Consider the following 15,155-nt stretch of genomic DNA (forward strand, 5'->3'; position numbering starts at 1 on the left):
TTGCACCCCTAATAGCAAAACGCCCTTAAGCCACTAGCTTAAGGGCGTTTTTTGGTTAGAGGTAATAAGTGCGATCGTTAACCGTGCTGCGATATTTTCTCAGGCAGCAGCCCTTTAGGGGCGAAGCGCAGCACCAGGGTAATGAGCAGGCCGATCACAAATACCCGTGCTTGGAGTGCTCGGCTTTCTAAGCCGCGCGGCGGCTCCCAGCCAAACCAGCCTTCGCCAATAAAGACTGCCATCTGCATTAGAGCTAACGCCAGCGGCTCCGACATGATCCAGATAATGTAGACCGCCACTGCGCCGAAAATGGTGCCTAAATTGTTGCCAGGGCCGCCCAGGATCACCATTACCAGTACCAAAAAGGTGTGGTTAAGCGGCAGATAGCCTTGAGGGTCGAACAGGCTATTAAACGTAGCCAGCATGCCGCCGCCCAGTCCCATCAAAATGCAGCCTAATACGAAAATTTCCAGACGGCGCTTATTGATATCTTTACCCATGGCCGCTGATGAGACTTCGTTATCGCGGATAGCGCGGATCATCCGCCCCCAAGGAGCGTTGTAGGCGCGGTGGAGCAGAAAGAAAATCACCGCGATCACCACCGCCGTAACCGATAGGTAGATTGCTCGCGACAGGGTGAAGCCTAGCTCAGCCGGGCCAGGGGTGGGCCAGGGGAGTGGGGAAACGGTGGCGGTGCCGCGGGTTAGCCAGTCGGAGTTTTTCAAAAAGGCTTTGATGATCTCGGCAATACCCAAGGTGGCGATGGCGAGGTAGTCGCTACGCAGGCCAAGGCACACATGGCCAATAAAGTAGCCAACCCCACCGGCTAACGCGCCGCCGACTATCCAGCCCGTCCAGGCAGGTAAGCCAAACCCACCCACGAACCCGGCTTGTGACTGAATTTGACTGGTCACATCGCGCAATAAGCTGATGACCACTAAATAGAGCACCACTGCCAGTAATACGGCGATGATAGTACGCAAGGTTTTGGGAACGCCCAACCGGTGTAGCTTGGTAGCGCCGACTACCACCAGCGTTGCCGCGAGGCCGTAAAGCAGCACGCGGCCCAGTTCGCCGGGTAGCTCGGTGCCCCAGAAAGCGTCATTCACCGGCACGCTGAACAGCATGGCGCAGAAGCCGCCTAACGCTACAAAGCCCATTACCCCTGCGTTGAACTGCCCGGCGTAGCCCCATTGAATGGTTAACCCCAAAGCTAAAATGGCATAGCAGGCGGCCTCTACCAGCATGCGCGTGCTGTAGGCGGCGCCCATTATGACGTATACCGCCAGCACAGCGACCAATAGCGCACCAAACAGCACTAGCTCCCGCAGCGGAAAGCGGCGCCCAGTGGTGGAGTCTTTGGGCGTGTAATCAGGGTTACGCGTTTGTGTGGAATGGCTCATTAGATCACCTTGCCCTTAAACAGTCCGGTAGGACGCCACACCAGGATGGCCACCAGAATAAAGAATGGCACCACAATCTTATACTCGGTGCCCACGAAGGCGAGATTGTTAGGCAATTCAAGCCACGCCGGGAAGCTGTCGCGGAAAGGGCGCAGCAGTACATTCCAGTTAAATACCGCCAGGGTTTCAGCAAAGCCCACCACAAAGCCGCCGGCAATGGCGCCATAGGGGTGACCAACGCCGCCTACAATGGCCGCTGCGAAAATCGGTAGTAGCAAGAAGAAGCTAAGGTCAGGTTTGAAGGTCACATCCAGTGAGAGTAGGGTGCCAGCAATGGCCGCGAGCCCCCCTGCAATTACCCAGGTGACGGCCACAATGGTGTTGGTGTTAATACCTGATGCCTGGGCGAGCTCGGGGTTGTCAGACATAGCGCGCATTGCTTTGCCCAGCCGCGAGCGGTTAAGAAACAGGTGCAGGGCGATGACGGCTACCAGCGTAATCACAAACAGATAAATTTGCGGTTCGGTGATCACGATCGGCGCACGGGCACCTTCAAAAGGCAGCGCAATACGGAAAATCTCTTTGTGGTCATCTATATACAGGCTTTGGCCGCTGGTGCCTGCAAATAGGCGAATAAGCCCCTGGAGCATCAGCGTCACGCCCAAGGAGCCAATCACCATGACGATGGGCTTAACGCCGTGAGCGCGCAGTGGCTTGTAAAACGCCTTATCAATACCCACCGCCAGCGCTGCGGTTAATACCATGGCCAGTGGCAACATAACTAGCGCCGTAGGCACGCCGATGCTGGCGCCTGCGGCAGGAAAGGCCGTGGTGAGCAGGAGCACCATAAAAGCGCCAAAGGTCATCATGTCGGCATGAGCAAAATGGGCAAAGCGCATAATGCTGAAAATCAGCGTCACGCCAATCGCACCAATGGCATAAATAGAGCCGGTGACACTGCCTGCAATCACCACGTTATTAATAAAAAAGACCAGTTCGTTCACGCGTTTCTCCCCCGGGCTAGCCGCCCAAAAAGCTTTTAGCAACATCAGGGTTGGCAAGCAATGCAGCCCCGGTATCCGTAAAGCGGTTCTGGCCTGCCGCCAGCACAAAGCCTTTGTCGGCAATGGCTAACGCCTGCTTTGCGTTCTGTTCGACCATTAAAATACCCACGCCTGCGGCGTTGATTTTTTTCACCCGGTCGAAAATTTCGTTCATGTAGAGCGGCGAAAGCCCGGCAGTCGGTTCATCCAGCAGCAGCAGGCTGGGCTCGGCCATTAGCGCGCGGCCCATGGCCACCATCTGGCGTTGGCCACCAGAAAGCTCGCCTGCAGGCTGGTGGCGCTTTTCCACCAGTGGTGGAAAGAAGTCGTACACCTGCTCTAGCATACGCTTCACGTTTTGCGGCTTGAGGTAGGCGCCCATCTCCAGGTTCTCTTTAACGGAAAGGCTGGGGAAGACGTTTTTTTCCTGGGGCACAAAGCCCATCCCGCGTTCAACCAGCTGGTTAGGGGGAAGATTATGGATCGGCTGGCCGTCGAGCAGTATCTCGCCTTGATTAACGTTTAACAGCCCAAATACGGCTTTGAGCATGGTCGATTTGCCAGCGCCGTTAGGGCCAACAATCACGCCCACTTCATCGGCGTACAGGGTCATATTAACCCCGTTTAAAATATTCATACTGCCATAGCCGCCGTGCACATCGCGTGCTTCTAGCAGTGGCTGTGATTGCGTTGAAGACATAGAAAGCGTCTCTGTGAGAGTGTCTCAGCAGTGCCGCCTACGGGATAATCAAGGCGGCCGTGTTGTTTTGTTTATCGTTTAACGCGCTGTTTAGCCGTGTTGTTTAAGCAGCATCGGTGCCGAAATAAGCCTCGATGACCGCAGGGTTATTCTGTATCTCTTCAATATGACCTTCTACCATGACGCTGCCCTGGGCCAGCACAATGACGGGGTCGCACAGCCGGGAAATCATGTCCATGTCGTGTTCAATGACCAGGAAGGTGTAGCCCATTTCGCGATTAAGCCGCTCAATGTTGCCCATCAAGTCGCCTAGCAGCGTACGGTTCACACCTGCCGCAATTTCATCTAGCAGCACCACTTTGGCGTCGATCATCATGGTACGGCCAAGCTCTAATAACTTTTTCTGGCCGCCGGAAAGGTTGCCTGCCAGCTCGTTTCGCACATGGTGTAACCCGACGAACTCAATCACCTCCAGGGCGCGTTGGCGCACGTCAGCTTCCTGCTGGCGCACTAGCCCAGGTTTAAACCAAGTGTTGAATAAGCGCTCACCTGCCTGGTTAGGCGGCACCATCATGAGATTTTCCAGCGCACTCATCTGGCTGAACTCGTGGGCAATCTGGAAGGTGCGTAGTAAGCCCTTGTGAAAACGCTGGTCAGCACTTAGCGCCGTTATATCCTCGCCGTCTAACAAAATACGGCCACTGTCGGGAGTGAGGGCGCCCGCAATTAAGTTAAACAGGGTAGATTTCCCGGCACCGTTGGGGCCGATCATGCCAGTGATTGAGCCTTTTTCGACGCGAATTGAGCAGTCGTTGATGACCTGTAGCCCACCGAACGCTTTATTAACATGTTGTACTTCGATAAGCGGTTTCATGGTGTCCTCGCGCTGCAGGCGACTGTGCCGCCTGCGTTATTCGTATTGTATTAGGAAGCCGAGTTGCGCAGCCGTTGGCTAAGCGCAAATGCACCGACAATGATGAGCGCCCCAAGTGTGGGGATGACGTAGCCTTCCACGTAAGGAATGGTGCGTAAAAAAACAAACGAGACGGCTGCCGGGCCAACAAAACGCACCAAAAACCGCCACACCATGAACCAGGTTTTATTGGTGCCCAGCTCTTTCATGACTTCGCTTTGGGTAAGCGCCCAGCCTGCAAAGAGCGCAATCATCAGCCCGCCCAGCGGCATAAAGATATTGGTTAATAGCTCGATGAAGTCAAACGCGCTGCGTCCAAACAGGGTGTGGAAGATAGTGCCCTCAGCCCATACGTTGAAGCTCACCACGGTGAGTAGCCCCATCGCCCAGGCCGCGATAACCATGATCGTGACCGCTTGGGGGCGAGTCATATCAAAGCGCTCGACTAAAAAGGCTGCCACCGGCTCAATCAGCGAGATAGACGAGCTGATCGCAGCGCCCAGCACCAAGATGAAGAAGACGCCGCCCACCAGCGCACCAAACGGCATATCGGCAAAGGCCAGCGGTAGCGTGACAAACATTAGCCCCGGGCCCTGGCTAGTCTCAAGACCTGCACCAAATACCAGCGAGAAAATCGCCAGACCCGCCACCATCGCCACGGCAGTATCCACAAATGCGACGGCAATGGCGGTGCGGGTTAGCGAGGCCTCGCTGGACATGTATGCGCCATAAGCCATGATGGCACCCATACCAAGACTGAGTGTAAAGAACGATTGGCCCATGGCCTGTAGCCAGCCCTCAAGGCTTAGGTCGCTGATGTTGAAGGTAAACAGGAAGCTGGCTGCTGCGCCGACATCACCGTTAATAATCCCGTAGATAAGCACCAGAATTAAAATGGCAAACAGGGCTGGCATCATAATCCGCAGGCCCGCTTCAATGCCTTTGTGGATGCCCATGGCAACAATCAGGGCCGAGGCGGCAATAAATAGCGTGTGGTAGAGCGTCATTAACCCGGGTGACGCCAGCAGCGCATTAAAGCCGTCGCCAATGGTCTGTGCATCCGCCCCCACTAGCTCGCCTGTCAGCATCAGCCAAGTGTAGTGCAGTGCCCAGCCTGCAATAACCGAATAAAAACTTAGAATCAGAAAGGCCGATGCTGCCCCCAGCCAGCCAATGGATTCCCATGCGCGTGAGGTTTTATGGGTTTTGGTTAAGTGTCGCATGCCCATAATCGGGCTTTGGCGGCTGGTACGGCCGAGCATGGTTTCGGCAATCAAAATGGGTATGCCCACAGCAAAAATCGTTAAGGCATAAACTAAAATAAACGCCCCGCCGCCGTTTTCACCGGTGAGGTAAGGAAACCGCCAGAGATTGCCAAGGCCGACGGCAGAGCCAACTGCTGCCAATAAAAAGGTGCCTTTGTGAGTCCAGACGTTGTGACCGCTCATGTGAAGGTGTGCCCATGTGCTGGTGGTTGGATAGATGTCTTAAACCAAACACCTGTATGAATTGCAAGATGCCAGCGGGCCGGGGCCGTGCTGAAGTTAGCGCTACTTTGCGATAGAACGGATAAGCTTTCCAGCCCACTAGCGTTTAGGCTGCGTTAATTGAACCACTTGGCGTGGTATGGGAAAGCTAAGTGGGCAGGTAAACAGTCTACAAAAGAGAAACCCGCACTAAGGCGGGTTTCTGGGGACTTTCTTAACGCTTATTTGCTAAAGCTTATTTCTTGCTAGAACGCTTACGCTCGTTTTCCGTCAAGTGCTTCTTACGCAGACGAATGTGGGTCGGTGTGACTTCTACCAGCTCATCGGAATCCAGGAATTCAATGGCCTGCTCAAGGGTGAACTTGATCGGCGGCGTCAACACGATGTTTTCATCGTTACCCGTTGAGCGCATGTTATCGAGCTTTTTACCCTTGGTCGGGTTAACCACCATGTCGTTGGCACGGTTGTTAATACCGATAAGCATGCCTTCGTACACTTCGGTGGCGTGATCAATAATCAGCTTACCGCGCTCTTGCAGAGCGTAAAGCGCATACGCTAGGGCTTTGCCGCCGACCATCGAGACCAATACGCCATTGCGACGCTCGATAGAGGCGTCCGGCTTCAGCGGGCCGTAGTGATCAAAGCGGCTGGTCAGAATGCCGGTACCTGAGGTTAGCGTCAGGAACTGGCCACGGAAGCCAATCAAGCCACGAGCAGGAATGATGAAGTCCAAACGAACGCGGCCTTTACCATCCGGGTTCATATTGGTCATCTCGCCTTTGCGGTAGCCAAGCTCTTCCATGATTGAGCCCTGGTGCTGCTCTTCACAGTCGATGATGACTTCTTCGTAAGGCTCTTGCTTAACGCCGTCGATCTCTTTGATGATGACTTCTGGGCGGCCAACGGCTAGCTCGAAGCCTTCACGGCGCATGGTTTCAATCAGTACCGACAGGTGTAGCTCACCACGGCCGGAAACTTTAAATTTCTCCGGGGTTTCGCCCTGCTCAACGCGAAGCGCCACGTTGTGAATAAGTTCTTGTTCTAGACGATCTTTAATATTACGGCTGGTGACGAACTTGCCTTCTTTACCGGCGAACGGTGAGTCGTTGACCTGGAACGTCATCGAAACGGTCGGTTCGTCAACGGACAGCGGCGGCAGTGCTTCAATCGCACTCGGGTCGCACAGCGTGTCAGAGATCGATAGATCTTCGATGCCGGTAATGCAGACGATATCACCCGCGGTGGCTTCGGTGGTTTGTACACGCTCAAGACCCATGTGGGTCATGACCTGACCGATTTTGCCCTTACGCGTAGTGCCGTCAACGCTGATGACTGAAATCTGCTGGTTAGGTTTCACCGAGCCACGCTTGATGCGACCAAGGCCGATAACGCCTACGTAGCTGTTGTAATCCAGGGCAGAAATCTGCATCTGGAAAGGGCCGTCGATTTCAACTTTAGGCGGCTCAACGATGTCCACAATTGCTTGGAACATCGGATCCATGTTGTCGGCCAGCTCTTCCGGATCCATGCCAGCGATACCGTTTAGTGCCGAGCAATAGATAATCGGAAAATCGAGCTGCTCGTCGGTAGCGCCTAGGTTGTCGAAAAGATCGAAAATCTGGTCGATAACCCAATCCGGTCGTGCGCCTGGGCGGTCAATTTTATTGACAACCACGATCGGGCGGAGGCCCTGGGAGAACGCCTTTTGGGTAACAAAGCGCGTTTGCGGCATGGGGCCATCAACGGCATCTACCAAAAGCAGTACCGAGTCCACCATGGACATAACCCGCTCGACTTCACCACCGAAATCGGCGTGCCCAGGGGTATCCACGATGTTGATGTGGTAATCCTTGCCGCTACCATCTTGCCACTGGATGGCCGTATTTTTAGCCAGGATAGTAATGCCGCGCTCTTTCTCCTGGTCATTGGAGTCCATGACGCGCTCTTGGCCTTCGGCCTTGCGGTCGAGCGTGCCAGACTGGCTTAACAGTTTGTCTACCAGGGTAGTTTTACCGTGGTCAACGTGAGCGATGATGGCAATGTTGCGAAGATTATCAATTGACGGGGTAATGCTCATAGGGAAGCTCTATCGATTAGATTGGCACCTATGGATACATTTTTTAAGAGTCCCTAGGCGCGGTTAGGGAAAATGGGCGAGCATTGTACCTACTAAGCTGCTGGCGGGATAGTTTCTTTGCATGTTCGAAACGTAGTTAGCGTTTTATATAAGCATAATATAAGCATAACAAGGGCATAGCGCCCTCTGGATGGTGATATCTGAGGGCGCTGTATCAACGTATATTCAGTGAGTTGGGTTAATCGTCAGACGGTACGCCACCCATGCGGTCTAGCAATTCGCGGTAGTTTTCTGACTGCGAGAAAAGCATCTCGGTGGCTTCTTCTTCGCCGCGGAAATGCACGGGCATCAATATCCGTTCTTCGGTGATTTCGATAAAGCGTTCATCTTGTGTTGCCGCTTCAAGGGCATCTGCTAGTCGTTCGACATGGCTGTCAGGTGTGTTTTTAGGGACGACCACGACACGAAAATCAGATGTGTCGATATCGTAGCCAGCTTCCATAACGGTGGGGGCGTCGGGGTAAGCGAATAAGCGCTCACCGTCCATGCTTAAAAGAACAGGCATTTCTCCGCTATCAGCGTAGCCCGAGTGGGTGCCGCCACTGTACGCAAAGTCAACGTCGCCAGACAGAATCAGCGGCGCCATGCCGCCGCCGCCAGCGGTGGGTACAATGCGTAGATCGAGTCCTTCCTGTTCCATGATGTACTCAATCACCAGCCTGTCCAGAGCGTGCTGAGTGGCGTAGCTGGTGCCTGGATTTTCCCGCGCGTATTCGATCAAGTCTTCCCAGCTGTCACCAAACGGACGATCTTTGCCTGTCACTAATGCATGTTGCACTGTCGTTATACTGGCAACGTAGCGAAAGTCGTCGAGCGTAAAGTCCGTGTCATGGGCATGCGGGGCAAACGTGAGCGTGCCATTTGTGCCAGCGTAAACAAAGGTATGGCCTTCATCCTGGTTGTGCATTAAGCGCGTCAGCGAAACCGCACCGCCAGCGCCTGGCTGGTTAACCACGTTAACCGGTTGGCCAAGCTCCTCGGATAGCACATTAGCCAATACTCGCGCTTGAATATCCGTGCTGCCGCCTGCAGCAAAACCGACCACCAGTGTCAGTGGGCCGGAAGGAAATTGGCTGTCAGCCTGGGCGGTGAAGCTCATCGTAAGTGCAAGTGTTGCAGTGGCAAGTATTTTCTTATTAAACATTCCGCTATCCCTAATTGTTAATAGATACAAAAATGATGGCGTAACCAAGTGCTTCATAACGATAAAATGGAACTTGGTACCCTGGTTCTTATAGTAGACATAAAGTCTAAAAAGACGACCCTTTAAGCAGGGGTTGACTTCGACGCTAAAAATAAAATCGAAATCTCAATGCTTTCCGACACTTTTATATATCCGGTAAGATTGTTTTTTTTGGTAGGGCAGGCACATGACCATCGGTAACTTGATGCGTTTGTTAAGCGATGGCGAGGTTCATTCCGGTGAACAGCTAGGTGAGACGTTAGGCGTTTCACGAGCCGCCGTGTGGAAGCAGCTTAAGAAACTAGAAGCGCTCGGCGTAGAGTTAGTTGCCGTCAAAGGTCGAGGCTATCGGCTGGCCTATCCTTTAGAGCCCCTTGTGGGCGCGAGGATCGTAGAGCATCTGCCTTCCCAAGCACGCCATTTATTGGCGCGCCTGTTTGTGGAAGATCAGCTTGCTTCTAGTAATGAGTATCTGCGTGAGCGTTTTCTGCAAGGAGCTGGTCACCGAGAGGTGTGCTTGGTGGAACTGCAAACCGCAGGTCGTGGTCGCCGAGGGCGCGCCTGGTCAACGCCCTGGGGGCAAAGTTTAATGCTCTCAATTGGGTGGCGCTTTGAGTCCGGCGTCCACGCGCTGGAAGGTCTTAGCCTCGCAGTAGGCGTGGTAATTACCCAGGTGCTTGAACAGTATGGCGTTTCTCCAAAGCTGAAATGGCCGAATGATATTCTGCTCGCCGAGCAGGGTGATGAGCTTGGTAAGCTGGCAGGGATTTTAATTGAAGTGACGGGGGATGCCGCGGGCCCCTGCGAAGTTGTTATCGGCATCGGTATGAACCTGTCTCTGCCGGATAGCCTGCGCGCGACTATCGACCAGCCTGTTGCTGCTCTCTTTGACGCCAAGGCAGGTATTTCGCGTAACCTGCTCGCCGCAGATGTGGTCGCGGGCTTGCTTGGCATGTTGGCGGCGTTTGAGGGGGTAGGCTTTGGTCCGTGGCGTGATGAGTGGAACAAACGCCATGCCTATGCAGGAGAGCCTATTCGCGTCATCCAGGGTGAGCGTGTCAGCGATGCAATCGCCGGGGATGTGGATGAGAGTGGTAACCTATGGGTTACCGAAAATGACCACTCGCGTCGCCTATCGGGCGGTGAGATCAGTGTACGCAGGCGCCTATGATTTTGGATCTGGATATCGGCAACACGCTGTCAAAATGGCGGCTAAAAGATGCCGAGAGCAGCGAAATACGCTCGCGGGGGGCGGTCTGGACGCGAGACGAGTGGCGCCCTGGGGCAGACATTCCTGATTTAGACGTTGTAGAGGCCGTGCGCATTTCAAGCGTTGCCCGAACAGCAGTATTAGAGGATACCGTCACGCTGCTACGTCGTCAGGTGCGCCATGTGCATGTGGCGCACTCTACGGCTGAAGCCTTAGGCGTAATTAATGGCTATGATGAACCCGGCCGTCTAGGGGTTGATCGCTGGATGGGAGCGCTAGCGGGCTACCAGTTGGCAGGCGGCTGCTGCGCGGTGGATTGCGGTAGCGCTATTACCATCGATTTTGTGCTGCCTGGTGGGGCGCACCTCGGCGGGTTTATCGTTCCAGGCCTACGTCTCATGAAAGAGAGCCTAAAGCTTGGCACCCAAAATGTGGCGATCGACCCTGAAAGCGAAGCCGATGCACTGCTAGAGCCTGGGCGCCGCACCGTCGATGCGGTTAACCACGGTATCTATATGGCGGCGGTGAGTGCGATCAATCGCATTTACAGCGAAGTGTGTGACCAGCAGGGGGTTGCGCTGCCAATGATGCTCACTGGTGGTGATGCGCGGGTAATCTCGCGAGGCGTGCAGGTGCCCCATGCGGTATGGCCAGATATGGTGTACGGTGGTTTGGAGGCCAGTTTCCCGCTGACCTTTGCTGAGCGAGCCGGTAAAATGTCGGGTGCCCCGCGGGTACCTGAGCCAGTGTCGCTAGAAAAAATTCGCGCGGGCCTTGCATTCTCCATGTTGCTTTGACAGAATGCAGCGCGTTCCAAGGCGGAAGGCGCGTCCTAGATAGCGCAATAGCCAGCACGTTAAGTTATCGGCAAGCTATGATAAATAACGGGTTTGCAGGCTTGACACCGCGTTGGAGGCTGGCATAATGTGCCGCCACAGCTGGAGAGGTTCCCGAGTGGCCAAAGGGAGCAGACTGTAAATCTGCCGCGAAAGCTTCGAAGGTTCGAATCCTTCCCTCTCCACCAATTTTGTCGAGCAGCAATGATAGTGCGCTGCTTGAGAATGAAAAGCCGGTAAGCGGGCATTAGCTACTGTTTCTCGTGCAACGGGCTGTCATTCTAAAGGCGAGTTCGGCGGGCGTAGTTCAATGGTAGAACCTCAGCCTTCCAAGCTGATGGTGCGGGTTCGATTCCCGCCGCCCGCTCCAAGTTTTTTGTTTTGTATTTAGCTCATGTAGCTCAGGGGTAGAGCACACCCTTGGTAAGGGTGAGGTCGACGGTTCAATTCCGTCCATGAGCTCCATATTGCAGAAAAAGCGAGCAGAGCTCGCTTTTTTTGTCTTCGCCTCTGGTGTTTTGCGCCAAAGGTTAGGTGTAAGGGTTGTCAGGTGGAGTGTTCTCCGCTATTATGGCGCCCGCTGTTGCGTAGGCATTTGTCTGCGCAAATGACGATACAGGCCAGTAGCTCAATTGGCAGAGCAGCGGTCTCCAAAACCGCAGGTTGGGGGTTCGATTCCCTCCTGGCCTGCCAACCTTCCCCAGGTTGGTATGTCTTTTCAAGAATTCCTTTGTCGCTCGCTGCACCCTTGGGAGTCTCGTTTTTATGAAGCCTAGTTCTTTAAAACATGGCGAAGAGGTGCAACAGTCGCGCCATGACGGGCTCAAATGGGCGGCGGTTGTAGCGCTGCTTGTCGTTGCAGTCGTTGGAAACACCTATTTCGCTGATGTTGGCCTTCTCTACCGCGTGCTGGGCGTGGTGGTTCTGTGTGCGATTGCAGGTTTGATCGCGCTGACCACAGCCAAAGGCCGCGATCTGGTAGAGCTTGCCGTAAGCGCTAAGAAAGAGATTCAGCGCGTTGTGTGGCCGACCCGTCCCGAAACTGTTCAGACCACGGCAATTGTGTTGGTCGCGGTGCTAGTGGTTGGGTTGATGCTGTGGTTGATCGATACTCTTCTTAGCTGGGCAATGTCCGGCGTCATTGGTTAGGAGTTTTCATGTCCAAACGTTGGTACGTCGTCCACGCCTATTCCGGCTTCGAGAAGCATGTCATGCGCTCGCTTATCGAGCGGGTGAAAATGTATGGCATGGAAGATCGCTTTGGTGAGATCTTAGTGCCGACGGAAGAAGTGGTTGAGGTTCGCGACGGTAAGCGCCGTAAGAGTGAGCGCAAGTTTTATCCCGGCTATGTTTTGGTCGAGATGGAAATGGCCGACGAAACTTGGCACCTTGTCAATGAAACGCCTCGTGTAATGGGCTTTATTGGCGGAACCAAAGAGAAGCCAGCTGCCATTACTACCCGTGAAGCAGATGCTATTCTGCGCCGGGTGAAAGACGGTACCGATAAGCCGCGGCCCAAAACAATGTTTGAGCCGGGTCAGTCTGTTCGCGTTGTTGATGGTCCGTTTGCCGACTTCAACGGCGTTGTTGAAGAAGTGAATTACGACAAGAGCCGCTTGCAGGTTAGTGTATTAATCTTCGGGCGTGCGACACCAGTGGAGCTTGAGTTCTCCCAGGTGGAAAAAGAGTAAAGCTTATAAAGTAACAGGGTGGTGCACATAGTGTGCCACCCTGGATTTATGTGAAGCAGCCAAGCGCTGCTTCGCGCGTACCGGGGAGCCGGAAGGCGCTATTACCCAACTGGAGTGTTTACCATGGCCAAGAAAGTACAGGCTTACATCAAGCTGCAGGTTGCTGCAGGTAAAGCCAATCCTAGTCCGCCCGTAGGCCCAGCACTGGGTCAGCACGGCGTGAACATCATGGAATTCTGTAAGGCGTTCAACGCTGCCACTCAAGAAATTGAGCCTGGCCTGCCGACGCCTGTCGTGATCACTGTCTACTCTGACCGTAGCTTCACGTTCGTTACCAAAACACCGCCTGCTGCCGTTCTGCTGAAAAAAGCGGCCGGCATCAAATCGGGTTCTGGTGAGCCGAACAAGAAGAAAGTAGGCACAGTGACTCGTGAGCAGCTTGAAGAGATCGCCAAAACCAAAGAGCCTGATATGACGGCTTCTGATCTCGATGCTGCGGTGCGCACCATCGCTGGCAGCGCTCGTAGCATGGGCCTAAACGTGGAGGGTCTTTGATCATGGCTAAACTATCTAAGCGCGCGAAGGTCATTCGCGAGAAAGTAGACCCGAACAAAGCTTACTCTCTTGAAGAAGCGGTTACGCTGCTCGCCGAGCTGTCTACCGTTAAATTCAAGGAGTCCCTGGATGTTGCGATCAACCTGGGTGTTGATCCGCGTAAATCTGACCAGGTAGTACGTGGCGCTACCGTTATGCCTAACGGTACTGGCAAAGACGTACGCGTAGCGGTCTTTACGCAAGGTGCTAACGCTGATGCTGCAAAAGAAGCAGGCGCTGACATCGTAGGTATGGAAGATCTGGCTGAGCAAGTTAAGAAAGGCGTGATGGACTTTGACGTGGTCATTGCTTCTCCTGATGCGATGCGCGTTGTGGGTCAGTTGGGTCAGATTCTTGGTCCGCGCGGCCTAATGCCGAACCCCAAAGTTGGCACCGTAACGCCTGATGTGGCGACTGCGGTTAAGAACGCCAAAGCCGGTCAGGTTCGCTTCCGTACCGATAAAAACGGCATTATCCACACGACGTTGGGTAAAGCTGATTTCGACGTAACCGCGGTACAGGGCAACCTGGAAGCGTTGGTTGCTGACCTGAAGAGGCTCAAGCCGAGCTCCTCTAAAGGTATTTACGTCAAGAAAGTTACCCTGTCCACTACGATGGGCCCGGGTTTAACCATCGACCACTCTGCGCTTGTATAAGCGGGTTGTTGGTAGGTTTTTAGTAAGAGCCGAGCAAGAACTTTGCGGTCCCCCGTTTAGGTTTAGGCCCAACGGGGCGCCGTCAAAGACCGCAGGTGCCGCGCAGTATTTGAGCGCGGCTTAATTGCCTTAACAGCGCCTGCGCAGATGGTGTGGCCGCCAGTTGGTTAACGCTTTTTAGCTAACCGCTTTCTGGTGAGCACCATCCCCTAAGGCTTTCAGGCTAGGTGGTTAATGGCTTGGAAGAGATGGTAACCACCGGAGCCTGTTGTGGGTTCCGGCACGAAGGAGTGATCACTGTGCCACTAGCACTTGAAGGCAAGAAAGCGATTGTTGCCGAGGTCAGTGAAGCGGCCAAAGGCGCACTCTCCGTCGTAGTTGCCGATTCTCGCGGCGTAACGGTCGGTAAAATGACCGATCTGCGTAAGCAAGCGCGTGAGAATGGCGTCCAGATTCGTGTTGTTCGTAACACGCTGGCACGCCGCGCCCTCGAAGGTACTCAGTGGGAGTGCCTGAATGAGAGCTTTGTTGGTCCTACTCTGCTGGCTTTCTCTACTGAGCACCCGGGCGCTGCCGCTCGTCTGTTCAAAGAGTTCGCAAAGCAAGATCAGAACTTCGAAGTGAAGGCGTTGGCCTACGAAGGTGAGCTGATTCCGGCTGCTGACATCGACCGTCTGGCAACCCTACCGACTTACGACGAAGCAATTGCCAAGTTGATGTCGGTAATGAAAGAAGCTTCCGCTGGCAAGCTGGTTCGTACCCTGGCCGCCCTGCGCGACCAGAAGCAAGAAGAAGCCGCATAAGCAGGCCTTTTTGTCCGCAGCGTAATAATGCTGCTCGAATCATGCAATGAACCCTGAGCGCTCGTTATACCGAGCCTCCCGCAAAGTTAGGAATGAGACAATGGCACTGACCAAAGACGATATCATCAATGCTGTAGCCGACATGTCCGTAATGGAAGTTGTCGAGCTGATCGAAGCGATGGAAGAGAAGTTCGGCGTATCTGCTGCGGCCGCTGTTATGGCTGGCCCGGCTGCTGCTGGCGAAGCTGCTGAAGAGCAAACCGAGTTTGACCTGGTTCTGACCTCTGCTGGTGACAAGAAAGTTAACGTCATCAAAGCGGTTCGTGAAATCACTGGTCTTGGCCTGAAAGAAGCCAAGGGTGCCGTTGACGGCGCACCAGCGACGATCAAAGAAGCAATGTCTAAAGAAGATGCTGAAGCAGCTAAAACCAAGCTGGAAGAAGCAGGCGCAAGCGTCGAGCTCAAGTAATTCTTGTGCTGATGGCTTTACGCGCTGCGT

The 15,155-nt window shown here is 54.1% G+C and carries 15 protein-coding genes and 4 tRNA genes; 12 read left to right on the forward strand and 7 right to left on the reverse strand.

All coding sequences use genetic code 11. The features are described 5' to 3' along the window. Positions 1 to 77: 77 nt before the first annotated feature. The 7 genes from P8S54_RS12185 to P8S54_RS12215 all read right to left on the reverse strand — a co-directional run bounded on the left by P8S54_RS12185 (position 78) and on the right by P8S54_RS12215 (position 8,827). Entirely contained in the window at positions 78 to 1,403 is a 1,326-nt protein-coding gene (locus P8S54_RS12185; RefSeq protein ID WP_281441968.1) for a branched-chain amino acid ABC transporter permease, read from the reverse strand. Then, complete coding sequence (locus tag P8S54_RS12190; protein ID WP_281441969.1) at positions 1,403 to 2,407, reverse strand: branched-chain amino acid ABC transporter permease; 1,005 nt, start codon at positions 2,405 to 2,407, stop codon at positions 1,403 to 1,405. Before P8S54_RS12190 ends, P8S54_RS12185 begins: the two co-directional genes overlap by 1 nt. Before the next feature lie 16 nt (positions 2,408 to 2,423). Further along, the gene (locus P8S54_RS12195) at positions 2,424 to 3,146 is read right to left on the reverse strand and encodes an ABC transporter ATP-binding protein (RefSeq protein WP_009097655.1); all 723 of its coding nucleotides are present in this window, start codon (positions 3,144 to 3,146) and stop codon (positions 2,424 to 2,426) included. 103 nt (positions 3,147 to 3,249) lie between these two features. Further along, positions 3,250 to 4,020, reverse strand: coding sequence for an ABC transporter ATP-binding protein (locus P8S54_RS12200; RefSeq protein WP_281441970.1), 771 nt, complete (start codon positions 4,018 to 4,020; stop codon positions 3,250 to 3,252). Between the two features lie 50 nt (positions 4,021 to 4,070). Continuing rightward, positions 4,071 to 5,507 carry a sodium-dependent transporter gene (locus P8S54_RS12205; RefSeq protein WP_009097653.1) on the reverse strand — a complete coding sequence of 479 codons (1,437 nt, stop codon included), beginning with the start codon at positions 5,505 to 5,507 and terminating at the stop codon, positions 4,071 to 4,073. 274 nt (positions 5,508 to 5,781) lie between these two features. Then, a complete protein-coding gene (gene typA / locus P8S54_RS12210) occupies positions 5,782 to 7,623 on the reverse strand; it encodes a translational GTPase TypA (RefSeq protein WP_281441971.1) in 1,842 nt (613 codons plus the stop codon). 238 nt (positions 7,624 to 7,861) lie between these two features. Further along, a complete protein-coding gene (locus P8S54_RS12215; protein ID WP_281441972.1) occupies positions 7,862 to 8,827 on the reverse strand; it encodes a tripartite tricarboxylate transporter substrate binding protein in 966 nt (321 codons plus the stop codon). A 226-nt stretch (positions 8,828 to 9,053) separates the two neighbouring features. Between P8S54_RS12215 and P8S54_RS12220 the strand changes: the two genes are divergently transcribed. The 12 genes from P8S54_RS12220 (at position 9,054) to rplL (ending at position 15,125) form a co-directional block, all read left to right on the forward strand. Beyond that, on the forward strand, positions 9,054 to 10,037 hold the full coding sequence (locus tag P8S54_RS12220) for a biotin--[acetyl-CoA-carboxylase] ligase (RefSeq protein WP_281441973.1): 984 nt from the start codon (positions 9,054 to 9,056) through the stop codon (positions 10,035 to 10,037). Beyond that, positions 10,034 to 10,873: a type III pantothenate kinase gene (locus P8S54_RS12225; protein WP_009098957.1), complete on the forward strand. Its 840-nt coding sequence runs from the start codon at positions 10,034 to 10,036 to the stop codon at positions 10,871 to 10,873. The genes P8S54_RS12220 and P8S54_RS12225 overlap by 4 nt, the downstream gene beginning before the upstream one ends. Positions 10,874 to 11,016: 143 nt before the next feature. Then, positions 11,017 to 11,100: transfer RNA gene (locus tag P8S54_RS12230), tRNA-Tyr, on the forward strand. A 108-nt stretch (positions 11,101 to 11,208) separates the two neighbouring features. Continuing rightward, positions 11,209 to 11,282 (forward strand) — tRNA-Gly (locus P8S54_RS12235). A gap of 20 nt (positions 11,283 to 11,302) precedes the next feature. Further along, a tRNA-Thr gene (locus P8S54_RS12240) sits at positions 11,303 to 11,377 on the forward strand. Between the two features lie 152 nt (positions 11,378 to 11,529). Beyond that, positions 11,530 to 11,605, forward strand: a tRNA-Trp gene (locus P8S54_RS12245). Positions 11,606 to 11,677: 72 nt separating this feature from the next. Next, entirely contained in the window at positions 11,678 to 12,061 is a 384-nt protein-coding gene (gene secE / locus P8S54_RS12250) for a preprotein translocase subunit SecE (RefSeq protein ID WP_009098958.1), read from the forward strand. Positions 12,062 to 12,069: 8 nt separating this feature from the next. Next, entirely contained in the window at positions 12,070 to 12,603 is a 534-nt protein-coding gene (gene nusG, locus P8S54_RS12255) for a transcription termination/antitermination protein NusG (protein ID WP_009098960.1), read from the forward strand. Positions 12,604 to 12,726: 123 nt separating this feature from the next. Continuing rightward, entirely contained in the window at positions 12,727 to 13,158 is a 432-nt protein-coding gene (gene rplK / locus P8S54_RS12260) for a 50S ribosomal protein L11 (protein WP_009098963.1), read from the forward strand. A gap of 2 nt (positions 13,159 to 13,160) precedes the next feature. Beyond that, complete coding sequence (gene rplA / locus P8S54_RS12265) at positions 13,161 to 13,853, forward strand: 50S ribosomal protein L1 (protein WP_281441974.1); 693 nt, start codon at positions 13,161 to 13,163, stop codon at positions 13,851 to 13,853. A 299-nt stretch (positions 13,854 to 14,152) separates the two neighbouring features. Continuing rightward, the gene (gene rplJ / locus P8S54_RS12270) at positions 14,153 to 14,656 is read left to right on the forward strand and encodes a 50S ribosomal protein L10 (protein ID WP_009098966.1); all 504 of its coding nucleotides are present in this window, start codon (positions 14,153 to 14,155) and stop codon (positions 14,654 to 14,656) included. Positions 14,657 to 14,756: 100 nt separating this feature from the next. Further along, positions 14,757 to 15,125: a 50S ribosomal protein L7/L12 gene (rplL, locus tag P8S54_RS12275; RefSeq protein ID WP_009098968.1), complete on the forward strand. Its 369-nt coding sequence runs from the start codon at positions 14,757 to 14,759 to the stop codon at positions 15,123 to 15,125. Positions 15,126 to 15,155 lie beyond the last annotated feature (30 nt).

Source organism: Halomonas sp. M1, from assembly GCF_029581375.1.
GTDB lineage: Bacteria > Pseudomonadota > Gammaproteobacteria > Pseudomonadales > Halomonadaceae > Vreelandella.

Bases quoted from the DNA above. Each gene is read 5' to 3' on its own strand.
- P8S54_RS12185 (WP_281441968.1), bottom strand. From the start codon at position 1,403: ATGAGCCATTCCACACAAACGCGTAACCCTGATTACACGCCCAAAGAC.
- P8S54_RS12195 (WP_009097655.1), bottom strand. From the start codon at position 3,146: ATGTCTTCAACGCAATCACAGCCACTGCTAGAAGCACGCGATGTGCAC.
- P8S54_RS12200 (WP_281441970.1), bottom strand. From the start codon at position 4,020: ATGAAACCGCTTATCGAAGTACAACATGTTAATAAAGCGTTCGGTGGG.
- P8S54_RS12205 (WP_009097653.1), bottom strand. From the start codon at position 5,507: ATGAGCGGTCACAACGTCTGGACTCACAAAGGCACCTTTTTATTGGCA.
- typA (WP_281441971.1), bottom strand. From the start codon at position 7,623: ATGAGCATTACCCCGTCAATTGATAATCTTCGCAACATTGCCATCATC.
- P8S54_RS12215 (WP_281441972.1), bottom strand. From the start codon at position 8,827: ATGTTTAATAAGAAAATACTTGCCACTGCAACACTTGCACTTACGATG.
- P8S54_RS12220 (WP_281441973.1), top strand. From the start codon at position 9,054: ATGACCATCGGTAACTTGATGCGTTTGTTAAGCGATGGCGAGGTTCAT.
- P8S54_RS12225 (WP_009098957.1), top strand. From the start codon at position 10,034: ATGATTTTGGATCTGGATATCGGCAACACGCTGTCAAAATGGCGGCTA.
- secE (WP_009098958.1), top strand. From the start codon at position 11,678: ATGAAGCCTAGTTCTTTAAAACATGGCGAAGAGGTGCAACAGTCGCGC.
- nusG (WP_009098960.1), top strand. From the start codon at position 12,070: ATGTCCAAACGTTGGTACGTCGTCCACGCCTATTCCGGCTTCGAGAAG.
- rplK (WP_009098963.1), top strand. From the start codon at position 12,727: ATGGCCAAGAAAGTACAGGCTTACATCAAGCTGCAGGTTGCTGCAGGT.
- rplA (WP_281441974.1), top strand. From the start codon at position 13,161: ATGGCTAAACTATCTAAGCGCGCGAAGGTCATTCGCGAGAAAGTAGAC.
- rplL (WP_009098968.1), top strand. From the start codon at position 14,757: ATGGCACTGACCAAAGACGATATCATCAATGCTGTAGCCGACATGTCC.